The sequence below is a fragment of the Comamonas sp. C24C genome (assembly GCF_053345995.1).
Window position 1 is genome coordinate 133,540 of sequence record NZ_JBKFBC010000002.1, and the last position, 12,536, is coordinate 146,075.

Genomic DNA, 12,536 nt, shown 5'->3' on the forward strand with positions numbered 1-12,536 from the left:
TGTTAGCCGTTCAAAACAAAACCTGCCTGCAACTCCAGCACCACAGCACGGCCAGCCTCCGTCAGGCTGGCGCGCCAGTGTCCTTCTATATTGTGGATCTGTACCCAGCCGGGGCCGCGCGCGCCGCCCAGCTCCGCATCACCCAGCGCACTCAATTCACGTATCAGCACACTGGCACTTTGCCCCAAATGCTTGCCTAGACGCGGCAATGAAACCGGGTCTAAGCTAGAGTCCTGCAACTGAGCCAGCGTCAGCAGCAGGCGTGTGGCTAACGGCAAATCGTCAGGCATGTGCTGCATCTGGAGCAGGGGCCTTCGTCAGCTCCAAGACCACAGGAATTGATTTAGAAGCAGGTGTTCCCGCCCGCACCGCCACGGCGGTCAACGGCACCAAGGGGTTGGTCTCAGGGTAGTAAGCCGCTAAATTACCGCGTGGCGTGTCATAAGCCACCAGCTTGAAACCATCAGCGCGGCGCTCTTGCCCGTCGTCCCACACGGTTTGGATGTTGACCCAATCACCATCCCTCATGCCCAGCGCTTTGATGTCTTCAGCATTGATGAACAGCACGCGGCGCTGGCCGTAAACACCGCGATAGCGGTCGTCCATTCCGTAGATGGTGGTGTTGTACTGATCATGCGAACGCGTGGTTTGCAAAGTAAAAACGCGCTTTTCTGGCACACGTTTTTGCGCACGCTGCTGCGCTGTTTCTGCAGGTACAGCGTGGGCAAGAAATGCGGCCTTGCCCGTTGCAGTTTGCCACACGCGCTCACTGGCCGTATTGCGCAGGCGAAAGCCGCCGGGCGCAGCCACTCTTTGGTTGAAGTTGGCAAAGTCTGGGAAGACTTTTTCAATCTCATCGCGAATCAGCGCGTAATCTTGCGCCAAACCCAGCCAATCAATGCGGCTGCGCGCCCCCAAGGTGGCATGCGCCAAGCGCGCCACGATGGCAGGCTCAGACAGCAAATGTGGCGATGCAGGAGGATTAATGCCCATGGAGATATGCACCATGCTCATCGAATCTTCCACCGTTACGCCCTGAGGCTGGCCGCCTTGCATATCAATCTCGGTGCGGCCCAGGCAAGGCAAGATCAACGCCTGCCTGCCATGCACCACATGACTGCGGTTGAGCTTGGTGGTGACATGCACCGTCAAGTCGCAGCGCTGCAGCGCCTTCCATGTCTCATAGGTATCAGGTGTTGCCGCCGCAAAGTTGCCACCCAAGGCAAAAAATACCTTGCCTTGGCCTGCGCGCATTTGCTTGATGGCCTCCACTGCATCTACGCCATCCGCACGCGGCGGCTCAAAACCATACACATCGCGAATGCGGTCGAGCAAGGCCGCTGGCGGCTTTTCCCAAATGCCCATGGTGCGATCACCCTGCACATTGCTATGCCCGCGCACCGGGCAAGGCCCGGCGCCGGGGCGGCCAATATGGCCGCGCAGCAGCAGCAGATTGTTAATCATCTGAATGGTGGCAACCGAATGCGTGTGCTGTGTGATGCCCATGCCCCAGCAGGCAATCACGCTTTGGGCGCCCAAGTAAATGTCGGCAGCAGCCCGCATCTGCGCTTGGGTCAGGCCAGAGGCTTCTTCAAGCGTCTCCCAGCGCTCAGCCTGCACGCTGGCTTGCAGCTCGCTCAAGCCCACCGCATGTTCGGCAATAAATGCGTGATCCAGGACATTACCGCGCTCGGCTTCTTGCTCCAGCACATGTTTGACCATACCGCTCAATGCAGCCAAGTCCCCGCCAATGCGCAGCTGAAAGTAATGCGTGCTGATTGGCGATGAACCCAGAGTCGCCATCTCCAGCTTGTCTTGCGGGTCAGCAAAGCGCTCCAGCCCACGCTCGCGCAGCGGGTTAAAGCTGACAATGCGAGCCCCGCGTTTGTGCGCCGCACGCAGCTCAGCCAACATGCGCGGGTGGTTGGTGCCGGGGTTCTGGCCGAAGATGAAAATGGCATCGGCCTTTTCAAAATCAACCAGCTCCACCGTCCCCTTGCCCACACCCAACTGCTCGCGCATGGCGGTGCCACTGGGCTCGTGGCACATGTTGGAGCAGTCGGGGAAGTTGTTGGTACCGTACTCACGCACAAACAACTGGTAGAGAAACGCCGCCTCATTGCTGGCCCGGCCTGAGGTGTAGAAGATGGCTTGATTCGGGTCCGACTGCGCATTCAGGTGTTTGGCGATGGTGGCAAAGGCCTCGTCCCAGGCAATGGGCTGGTAACGGTCACTGGCCGCGTCATACACCATGGGTTCAGTCAGGCGGCCTTGGTCTTCAAGCCAATAGTCACTGAAAGCCGCCAACTCACTCACCGTGTAGCGGGCAAACAGCTCTGGGCCTGCGCGGCGCGCTGTCGCTTCGGCAGCAACCGCCTTCACGCCGTTTTCACAAAACTCAAACGTCGATGCATGGTTGCGGTCAGGCCATGCGCAGCCCGGGCAATCAAAGCCATCGGGCTGATTGGCCGACAGCAGTGTTTTCGCACCTTTGAGTGGAATGTCTTGGCGCAGCAAGGTGTTCTTCACGCTGTTGAGTGCGCCCCAACCACCAGCGGGACCTTTGTAGAAGGCAATTTTTTGTTCGTGCAAAGCAAGCTCTCCGCCATCTGCTCGATGGTCATCGTCTTGCATTTCAATCGCAGGCCTGAGCTGCGTCAAATCACTTATGGCAATGTCGTCATTCAATAGAAAAATGAGAGAAAAAAGTCATTCTATTTATTAGTCTTCAAGGCAATTCAGTGCCCATTCATAAGACTTAGAGCAGCTAACACAACCCCGCAAACCGCAGGTTTGCATTTGAGACGAGGCGCGAATCCGCAAGCAGTACATGCGTACAACGAGGCGCAGCAACGACGTATCAAAGGTTGTGTCGCGGCTCTTAGGGCCTTAGCAAGACCTTCCCTTTGCGGCCCGGCAGCAAGCTTGCGGCTGCTGCCTGAGCAGCATCATTGAGATCGAAAATAGCTTCTGCCGGGAGTTTGAGCTCACCCGACAATACGCGTTGCAGCAGTTCGCCAATCAAGCGCCGCTTGTTGTCAGGCGTCATGGCTTGACTGACCTTGCTACCCCAGAAGCCCTTCACCGTCGCCTGCTTGAAGATCAGAGATCCAGAGTCGATCTGCATGGGCTCACCGGCCATGGTGCCAAAGGACACCAAGGTGCCTTCCTCACCCAATAGACTGAGCAGGGATGCACTGGCGGAGCCTCCAACGGAGTCCACGGCCGCACGAGCCATCGAGCCACCAAGAATGGCGCGAGCGCGTTCCTGCCAGTCTGGTTGTGCAGTGGACAAGGCATTGCCGATGCCCAGGCCGGCAAGCTCCTGTACACCTGCATCGCGCCTAACCAGGTTCAAGACGTGCACACCGCGTGCTTTCGCCAACATTGCCAAAGTCTTTCCGACCGTGCCATTCGCCGTGTTCTGCACGATCCATTGTCCTGACTCAACATTGAGAAACTCCAGCAACATCAATGCGCTCAGTGGCATGGCAATGATTTGCGCTGCGGCTTCATCGGGAATAGCTGGTGGCATCGGCACCAGCACATTGGCAGGGGCAAGAAAGTATTCCGCCCAGGTGTTGTGGACTCCCGCAACAGTGACTCGCTGTCCCACTGTCTGGCCTAGAACACCTTCACCCAGCGCATCGACAATGCCCACGGCCTCGCTGCCGCCAATCGCAGGAAGCTCAGGCTTGTAGCCGTAGCTGCCGCGGATCGTCCACAGGTCATGGTTGTGGATTGGCGCCAGCAAGGTCTTGATGCGCACTTCACCGGCACCCGGTTGCGGGATGGGTCGATCCATCAGCTCGAGAACCTCGGAGGGTTCGCCAAAAGTAGTGTGGATAGCACTGCGCATGACTTATTTCTCCTGATTTGCGAGCATGGACAACAAGGCTTGGGCCACGCCCTCTGAGCTGGTCGGATTTTGTCCCGTGATCAGGCGTCCATCCGTGACGACATGCACCTGCCAGTCCGGAGCTTTTTCATAGTTAGCACCCAAGCGCATGAACTCGTCTTCGATAAGAAAGGGTACGACGGTGGTCAGGCCGACCGCCGCTTCTTCGCTGTTGCTGAAGCCCGTGACATGGCGGCCGGCGACCAATGGTTGTCCATCAGCGGCCCGGACATTGATAAGAGCACCTGGCGCATGGCAGACGAGGGCGAGTGGCTTGTTTGCACGCTCAAAAGCTTCCAGCAATGCAATGGAGTTGGGATCATTGGCTAGATCCCACAAGGGGCCATGGCCACCCGGGTAAAACACGGCATCAAAATCGGTGGCACTTACCTGCTTCAGAGGTACTGTCGAAGCCAGAGCGGCCTGTGTTTCGGTGTCCTGGCGAAACCGCTCGGTCGCAGAAGTCTGGACGGCAGGCTCATCACTTTTGGGGTCCAGTGGCGGTTGACCTCCGGCAGGCGAAGCCAGAGTGATCATGGCTCCCGCATCTTTCAATGCGTAGTAGGGTGCCGCGAATTCCTCCAACCAGAACCCCGTCTTGTGACCGGTGCTGCCCAGCTTGTCGTGGGACGTGAGTACAAACAGAACTTTCATCAATGACTCCTTCGGTGTCGGAAATACAGTGGCTCTTGGTTTATGTGGCTCAGGATGCCGAGGTGCAAGTCAGCAACTGCTCGGTGGTGTCGCGTGCCTCCAGCAACGGCAATTTGTCTTGACTCAACTTGGCCAGAAGTGCTGCCCCTAGCCACATTTGGTACAGCGCCCGAGCAAGCGCTTGTGACGGCTTGCCGGCGGGCAATGACCCATCCTCACGGGCCTCGTCGATCAGCGCAGCTATTCTCGCCAGCAGGCGCTGCACGCCGGTGTCGAGTACCAGGCGCATGTCTTCGGAGAGATCGGCCACTTCGGCAGCGAGCTTCACCACTAGGCATTCTTCAGCCCATCCAAGCGTGGGGTTGCTGGGTGCTGAAATCCAGGCATCCCAGTACCGCATCAGGCGCTCACGACCATTGCCGGTTTCGCCGAGCAAATCATTGAGCTTGTGTCCGTAGCCTTCCACATACTGCTGTAGCAGCACGCAGCCAAAGGCTTCCTTTGACGAGAAGTAGTGGTAAAACGAACCCTTGGGTACGTTGCAAGCTTTAAGAATTTCGAGCAGGCCAAGACCTGCAAAGCCCTTGTGCAGCACCAATCGATACCCGGTATCGAGAATGTGCTGACGTGTCGCTTCGGCCTTTTTGCTGAGGATCATGTGCGTGATTATAAGAATAGACCGGTCGTCTAATAATTGGGTGAGCGTGACCCATGTTGAGGAAATGGCTATGTCTGGATGCCTACCGGTAGCTGATCCAAGCTTCAATGGGCCTGAGACTAAGCTCAGTCGCTATCGCCACAGAGATAGCCTTGACTGGCCAAGCTTACACGAACTTTGCGGCAACAGCTTCATTGCTCCTTGACCTGGGATCAAGAATTGGAGAAGGCAGGGCAAAAGCGATTCAGTGTGGCCACCTACCTCCAAGTCTGCTCGCAGGATGGGTTGGATGCGATTGCAAGAACGTTAAGCGGACTGCCCAGAAAAGCCTTGGGGTACAAAACCTGGGCTGAGATGTTTAACGAGTGTGTTGCATCGACCGGTTGAATCTACCCTGGCTACCACAGCCGCTGTGGGGTATCGCATCCGCAGGCGAGAGGCGGCGCCACCAAGCGATAGCATCTTTGACTAAACTGGTTTGCTTGTGGGGCTGTACTACGTGAAAGTCAGCAACAGCTAAGGGCTGGTGCCGTTTGGCTCACCGATTCTGCAACAACGCCTTCTCAAGCACATCTTCGTATGGCAACGGTGTGACTCACGCTAAGCCAGTGCGACTAGAGCAATAGCGATAGCTGCAGGAACAGCCTGTACAACCAAGATTTTCTTGCTTGCTGTGGCTGCCCCAAAGACCCCTGCGACAAGGACGCAAACTAGAAAAAATACCTTGAATGTAAAACCATCAGCTCCCTGAGCCAAACCAAAGATTAAACCGGCGGACAAGAAACCGTTGTAAAGCCCCTGATTTGCTCCAAGGACCTTTGTTTGCTCCGCAAATTCATGCGTCAAACCAAATGCTTTTCGTCCTGCCGGCTTTGTCCACAAGAACATTTCAAGGACAAGGATGTAGGCATGGATCAGGGCAACTACGGCGACGGCAAGATTTGAAACGAGCAGCATGTGGATCTCTTAATGGGATATGGCTTGCAATAGGTTGGACGAACTGTATTTCTGATAGTTACCAATCTACCGTCACCCGGGTGACGCCTCTTTTTTTGTACGCGCGGTGTTTTTGCGAGCGCTGGTGTTAATTGACCATCATTCCGATACGAGATGAGCGGTCTGCTTGTACTGACCAGTTGAATCCACAGTCGGTAGCAGCCAACGGGCGAGGACTGCTCACGACCCATTGCTGTCGTTCGTGATTTGTCAGCAGATGTCTGCTGTGCAGCGATTGCCAATGTTCATGGCTGCATTGCGACCTATCTCCCTCAGCTACATAGCGGTCATCCGTGTGTCTAAGCAGACGACTGCCCAAGGACAGGTTTCAGGTGTGCGGCGGACAGCGGCCATTAAGTGCAGGCATATAGGTCGCCTGACGTCTGCTGTCACGTCGTGAGAGCAGGCTCTTGCGACTCTGAGGTGACTCGCTGTGCCAAAAGCTGCCGGCCGCACACACCATTTCAGCGGCTCATTGCCAGTGCCTTACTTCTATATCCAAACGTCGTTAGGAGCCCTACGCTCCGAATCGCTATCCCCGGTGTTGGGAACCCCCATGGGCTCGATCATCAGCAGTTTGGCTTCCGTTGCCGCAAACGTTTTGTGCTCAACCCCTCTAGGGACCACAGCCATTTCACCCGCTTGCAACTCTATGCTGTGGTCTCGAAAGTCGATTTTCAACACACCTTCCAGCACAATGAATGCCTCGTCGGTATCGCCATGTGCATGCCAGATGAAGTCACCTGCGATCTTCACGACCTTGAACTGATAGTCGTTCATTTCAGCGACAACACGAGGCTTCCAATGGTCGTGGATAAGACCAATTTTGTGTACTAAGTTGATGGGCACCTGCTGCCCGCGATCCTTGGCAGGGGAAGAAATGCTTACCGCCATGACTTGTCCTTTATCAATCAAAGGGCCAAGCGTAGGCAAAGCAAGCGGTTAGATCTTGAACGTTTGTGCGCCAGAAGGTGTGGATGTGTGGAAGCGCATCATCCGCAACCATCGTCCAGGCGAGATGCCAAAGGTCTGGGTGAAATGACGTGTCATGTGAGCCTGGTCCGCAAACCCGGTGGATGCAGCCGCATCTGCGAGCGAAGCCCCTGAGAGCATGCGTTGTCGTGCCACATCAAGCTTTCGCAAGATCAAAAATCGCGAGGGGCTAGTGCCATAGAACATGCGGAAATCGCGCGACAGACTCCAGCGGTCCCGCCCTGTGACGACACCGAGATCCTCCATCGAGACGGTGGATTGCCAAACGTCACACAAAAAATCATGAGCCAGTTTGGTGCTCTGGAAGTCCCTGGCACGCTGCCCTCTGGTACAGCCTGCTTCGGCATGGAGCGCGAGAGCAAGCTCCACAATGGCGTCCGTTTCTTCCATAGAGTTAGTTGGCCCATGCTGGTTATCCAGCATGGCGTTGGCGGCCACCAGAAGACGTTGGGATTGCGTGATACCGCCTTCTATGTAGGGGAGCTCCAGCCCTCCGAGTACCTCCTGAATTAACGCCGGATTCACATAAATCATGCGGTAATGAAATCCGTCGTCAGTTCCTGCTTGACCGTCATGAGCTTCATCAGGATGCAGCACCATGGTGTGGCCTGGCAGGCTCTGTCGGTGAGCGCCTCGGTATCGAAAGGCTTGCACCCCTGCCATCGTGCAGCCGATGGCATAAGTGTCGTGTCGATGCATGCCATAAGCGTTGCCCTGAAAGAAGGCCTCAATGCGCTCAATTCCATGCATCGCATCGGTACGACTGAGCCAGTTTTTTTTCACTAGGCTGTCGTTCTTGTATTGCCCGTCGTGCGCTTGAGGCTTCCGGATAGCTTCAGGAGGCAGAGGATTTGCGGTTGACTGATGGACGAGGATCACCTTTGGTGCTTGTGGTGCTTTAATGGGACTCAGGTTCATTCAGCCTGGCGCAAAGCTTGATCCAGCACGCCGATGGCCGCCGCTGCGGCCGCCAGCAGGCGCGAGCGCGATATGCCGTCACGAGCCTGTACTGAGATGCCATGCAACTGTGTGGCGTAGAAGTCGCCAAGAGCCTGCACATCAGCGTCTTGTCGCAACTCGCCTTCGTCTATTGCGCGTTGCAATCGGTTGATGATGGACTGCGTTCGCTGGCGACGGTGCACGGCAAGCCAGGCTGCCACTTCCTCGTTCTCTTGCGCGAAATTGGTCGCAGCCATGACAACCATGCAACCTTGTGGCCGGCTTGGTTCCGTATAGGTGGTCGCTGCATCGCGCAGCATGCGTGAAATGGCTTCACGCACCAATGACTCTTCGGCCAGGGCCCGATCGGCAAAGCAGCCGGCGCCGGACTCATAGCGTTGTATGGCTTCGCGGAACAGCGCCTGCTTGCTGCCGAAGGCAGCATAGATGCGGGCCGAGGCGATGCCCATGGCCTGGACCAGGTCGGCCATGGATGTGCCCTCGTAACCGCGCTGCCAAAACGCCAGCATGGCGCGCTCCAGCGCCTGGTCCCGATCAAATTCCCTGGGTCTTCCAGCCATCTTCCTTGTTCCTCTCAAAAGTCGGTGTGGCATCTTAGCGGCGTGTCATCCACGCCGCAGCACACCTACCTGTCGGAAACGACGGCATTTGCGTGATAACATTCTTTGTCGATCAACAAACAATACATCGAAGCAAGGAAAAACACATGCAGACAATCAAGGGGCCAAGCCTTCATCTTGCGCAGTTCGCGGATGACAAGGCACCGTTCAATTCGCTGGAGGACATTGCGCGATGGGCCGCTGGTGTGGGCTTCAAGGCTTTGCAGATTCCCGCTTGGGATTCGCGCCTATTCGATCTGAGCACGGCTGCGCAGAGTCAAAGCTATTGCGACGACGTCAATGGCATGCTCGCCTCGCACGGCTTGGTGGCCAGCGAACTGACCACTCACATCTTCGGCCAGCTCGTCGCCGTGCATCCTGCCTACGACGCCATGTGCGACAGCTTCGCTCCCGTAGTACTACGCGGCAATCCGGCCGCGCGCACAGCCTGGGCGCTGGAGCAGCTCAAGCTCTCGGTCAGCGCGTCGCGCCGCATGGGGCTAACGGAGATGGGAACCTTTTCTGGCTCGTTCGCCTGGCCTTATCTATTCCCCTTTCCGCAGCGCCCGACTGGCCTCATAGAGACTGCCTTCGAGGAGTTGGCGCGCCGCTGGCGCCCCATTCTGGATATCTGTGACGAGCAGGGCGTGAACCTGTGCTATGAGATCCATCCCAGCGAAGACCTGCACGATGGCACGAGCTTCGATCGCTTCTATGAACTGGTCGGTCAGCATGAGCGCTGCAAGATCCTGTTCGATCCCAGCCACTTCGTGCTGCAGCAACTCAACTACCTCGACTACATCGACATCTACCGCGAGCACATCCGCATGTTCCATGTGAAGGATGCGGAGTTCCTGCCCAGCGGGCGCCAGGGCATCTACGGCGGCTATTCCTCGTGGCTCGAACGGGCGGGGCGCTTCCGTTCTTTGGGTGACGGGCAGGTGGACTTCAAGGCCATCTTTTCCAAGTTCGCCCAGTACAACTACCAGGGCTGGGCATCGCTGGAATGGGAGTGCTGCCTGAAGGATCAGGAGGACGGCGCACGCGAAGGCGTGGACTTCATCAACCGCCACATCATCCGAGTCACCGACAAGATCTTTGACGACTTCGCCGGGGCCCCTGTGGACCAGCGCCAGATCAACGCCATGCTCGGTATCGCCTGAGCGCCTTTGTATCCAGATTCAGACAAAGAAACAGACATGAACGCATTTCACTCGACTCTTGCTTTTAAGCAGGACGACTTCTCCCATGACTATGTTCGTATCGAAGGCCATCGCATCCATTGCATCACGGTTGGACAAGGTGCTCCCGTACTGCTGATCCCGGGCTGGCCCCAGACCTGGTATGCCTGGCGCCATGTCATGCAAGCGCTGGCTGCGCAGGGTTTTCAGGCGATTGCCGTTGATCCACCCGGTACGGGCTTTTCGGATCGGCCTGACAAAGGCTACGACACTGGCACTATTGCACGGACTCTGCATCGCACCATGCAGGCCCTGGGGCATGAGCGCTATCAGGTGGCAGGGCACGATGTGGGAATGTGGGTGGCCTATGCCCTGGCCAGCGACCAGCCCCAGGCCGTGCAGTCGCTGGCGTTGACGGAGGCCGTGATACCTGGCCTGGCGCCTGAGCCCGGTATCTTCGCACCGCCCGAGCAGAACATCTTTCTTTGGCACTTCATGTTCAATCAACTGGCCGATCTGCCCGAGACCCTGATCGCGGGCCGCGAACGCGCCTACCTGGAATTCATGTTCAACCGATGGTCGCTGCGGCGCGACAGCGTTGCCGTCGATGTCTACGTCGACGCCTATGCGGCACCGGGCGGGTTGCGCGGCGGCTTTGCCTATTACCGGGCGATTCCAGAGACCATTCGACAGAATCGTGAGCGCGCACAGCGCCCGCTGGGTATGCCGGTGCTTGCCATAGGCGCCGAGCACGCCACAGGCGATGCGCCGCTGGCCACCTTGCGCGGGCATGCCCATGATCTGTCCGGCGTGGTCGTGCCCGGCTGCGGCCATTTCATTATGGAAGAGGCTCCACAAGCTTTCATTGCTGAACTGCTGCCCTTTCTGCAAAGGACACGATGACCATGGCCCTCGATGCTGACATCGCCCGTTATCTGCGGGAGCAGGCACAAATGCCACGGCCCCAGATGCCGCCCACGCTGGCGCAGATGAGGCAGGCCACTGAGCTCGAGCTGCGTGCGCTGCATGGCCCAGCCGAGGCCGTTGCGCGCACGGGGGATTTCACGCTGCGCGCGCGCGACGGTGCTCCGCTGCGCCTGCGTGTTTACTGGCCATCGGCATCCGACGCTCCCCAGCCCGCCCTGGTCTTTGCCCATGGAGGAGGCTGGTGTCTCGGGTCCATGGAGCTGTATGACAATCCCTGTCGCGCGCTCGCCGTGGCGACGGGGGCGGTGGTGATCTCGGTGGACTATCGGCTGGCGCCCGAGCACCGCTTTCCGGTGCCGCTGCAAGACTTCTGCGACGCCTTGAAATGGAGCTTCGAGCAAGCCGAAAGACTGGGACTGGACCGCAGGCGCATCGCCGTGGCCGGGGACAGTGCGGGTGGCAATCTTGCTGCGGCCGCCTGTCTGCTTGCGCGGCATAGCGACGGCTGGGGCCCGGCCGGAGCTCCGGCCATTGCCCACCAACTGCTGCTGTATCCGGCGCTCGATGCAGCCATGGACTCGCCATCTTTTGACCTGTTCGGCGAGGGTTATTACCTGAGCCGCTCGGCAATGGCGTATTGCTATCAAGCCTACCTCGCAGATCCTGCCCTGCAATGGCTGGAGCAGGTGTCCCCGCTGCACGCCGCAAGCCTGGCAGGCTTGCCGTCGGCCACGGTGATCAGCTGCGAGTACGATCCGCTGCGTGACGAGGCTGAGGCCTATGCTCGGCGCCTGCAAAATGAAGGCGTCTCCGTAACGGCTCTGCGGTTGCCGGGCATGGCTCACGCCTGCATCCACATGCTGGGGCTGACACAAGCAGCACGCCGGCTGCTAGATGAGGCAGGAGCAGCCGTGCGGCGCGCTCTTGGGTAAGGTAAATCGACCGAGTCTTGAAAGCCCACTGTCTGCTGACGGTGGGCGATGAGGAGACGAAGTTTATTACACCAATTGACAGGGTCTACAGCCGAATATAACCGCTGCTTCCCGCAGAAAGATAGTGGGAGGAGAGGCTGCAAAAATCTCTGAAAGGGTGGTTATATTTAGGCCCGAAAAGACAGTTCAGGGTCTTCTTGGTAATTGCTGAAAAAGGGCGGTGGAGATGCGGCGAGCATGGCGGTAGAGATGGGGCAATCTGTTGGGTAGCCCCCACCGCAGTTTTTGAACAGCAAGTTCATGCGTTGCGCCTTGGTGGCCTAGATGTGCAAGATTCTGCGATCTTGGCCAGCACGATTGAAACCATAGAGCAAAACTACCGAGATGCGGCTGCTTGTGTAGGCGCAAGTTCATCAGAAAAATGACTACTTGGGGTCTACACAAGCCTGTCGGGGCACACTGAAGCGATTCTTCGTTTATATGCTTCGCTAACCACACAATCGAGTTACCGGTTCTGTGAGTGAAGCGGCACTTCGAGGCAGACGGCGCTCAACGGCAGGTGTTGGAGGTTGCTGTGGCTCAGGCCCAAGGTCCTGAATGGCGCTGATGAGCCTGAAGCGGTCGTCTGGAGTACCACTGTCGCAGTCCACACCTAGGCCAATACGCACATGTCGCTGACCGCCCCATTGCGGCTGTTTAGTCATTTGCTGTTAGTGGTTTCAATTTGGCGGATGTCGT

12 protein-coding genes are annotated in these 12,536 nt (G+C 57.6%); 3 read left to right on the forward strand and 9 right to left on the reverse strand.

The window, feature by feature from the left end; genetic code table 11:
- Nucleotides 1-2: 2 nt before the first annotated feature.
- From ACLBXN_RS04405 to ACLBXN_RS04445, 9 genes are all read right to left on the reverse strand, one after another.
- Nucleotides 3-290: a hypothetical protein gene (locus ACLBXN_RS04405; RefSeq protein WP_447611626.1), complete on the reverse strand. Its 288-nt coding sequence runs from the start codon at nt 288-290 to the stop codon at nt 3-5.
- Nucleotides 283-2,592 (reverse strand): FdhF/YdeP family oxidoreductase, encoded by a 2,310-nt coding sequence (locus tag ACLBXN_RS04410; protein WP_447611605.1) that lies wholly within the window; start codon nt 2,590-2,592, stop codon nt 283-285. The genes ACLBXN_RS04405 and ACLBXN_RS04410 overlap by 8 nt, the downstream gene beginning before the upstream one ends.
- A 289-nt stretch (nt 2,593-2,881) precedes the next feature.
- Nucleotides 2,882-3,859 carry a zinc-binding dehydrogenase gene (locus ACLBXN_RS04415; protein WP_447611286.1) on the reverse strand — a complete coding sequence of 326 codons (978 nt, stop codon included), beginning with the start codon at nt 3,857-3,859 and terminating at the stop codon, nt 2,882-2,884.
- A 3-nt stretch (nt 3,860-3,862) separates the two neighbouring features.
- Nucleotides 3,863-4,552, reverse strand: coding sequence for a type 1 glutamine amidotransferase domain-containing protein (locus ACLBXN_RS04420; protein WP_447611287.1), 690 nt, complete (start codon nt 4,550-4,552; stop codon nt 3,863-3,865).
- Between the two features lie 49 nt (nt 4,553-4,601).
- Complete coding sequence (locus tag ACLBXN_RS04425) at nt 4,602-5,210, reverse strand: TetR/AcrR family transcriptional regulator (protein ID WP_447611288.1); 609 nt, start codon at nt 5,208-5,210, stop codon at nt 4,602-4,604.
- A gap of 600 nt (nt 5,211-5,810) precedes the next feature.
- A complete protein-coding gene (locus ACLBXN_RS04430; RefSeq protein WP_211455721.1) occupies nt 5,811-6,167 on the reverse strand; it encodes a DUF1304 domain-containing protein in 357 nt (118 codons plus the stop codon).
- Between the two features lie 531 nt (nt 6,168-6,698).
- Entirely contained in the window at nt 6,699-7,100 is a 402-nt protein-coding gene (locus ACLBXN_RS04435; protein WP_447611289.1) for a cupin domain-containing protein, read from the reverse strand.
- A gap of 48 nt (nt 7,101-7,148) precedes the next feature.
- The gene (locus ACLBXN_RS04440) at nt 7,149-7,949 is read right to left on the reverse strand and encodes an AraC family transcriptional regulator (RefSeq protein WP_447611606.1); all 801 of its coding nucleotides are present in this window, start codon (nt 7,947-7,949) and stop codon (nt 7,149-7,151) included.
- A gap of 164 nt (nt 7,950-8,113) precedes the next feature.
- Nucleotides 8,114-8,719, reverse strand: coding sequence for a TetR/AcrR family transcriptional regulator (locus ACLBXN_RS04445; protein ID WP_447611290.1), 606 nt, complete (start codon nt 8,717-8,719; stop codon nt 8,114-8,116).
- Between the two features lie 146 nt (nt 8,720-8,865).
- Between ACLBXN_RS04445 and ACLBXN_RS04450 the strand changes: the two genes are divergently transcribed.
- The 3 genes from ACLBXN_RS04450 to ACLBXN_RS04460 are packed head-to-tail and all read left to right on the forward strand — an operon-like array spanning nt 8,866 to nt 11,798.
- Complete coding sequence (locus ACLBXN_RS04450) at nt 8,866-9,921, forward strand: sugar phosphate isomerase/epimerase family protein (RefSeq protein ID WP_447611291.1); 1,056 nt, start codon at nt 8,866-8,868, stop codon at nt 9,919-9,921.
- A 36-nt stretch (nt 9,922-9,957) separates the two neighbouring features.
- Nucleotides 9,958-10,842 (forward strand): alpha/beta fold hydrolase, encoded by an 885-nt coding sequence (locus tag ACLBXN_RS04455; RefSeq protein WP_447611292.1) that lies wholly within the window; start codon nt 9,958-9,960, stop codon nt 10,840-10,842.
- 2 nt (nt 10,843-10,844) lie between these two features.
- Entirely contained in the window at nt 10,845-11,798 is a 954-nt protein-coding gene (locus tag ACLBXN_RS04460) for an alpha/beta hydrolase (protein WP_447611293.1), read from the forward strand.
- The last annotated feature ends 738 nt before the right edge of the window (nt 11,799-12,536 follow it).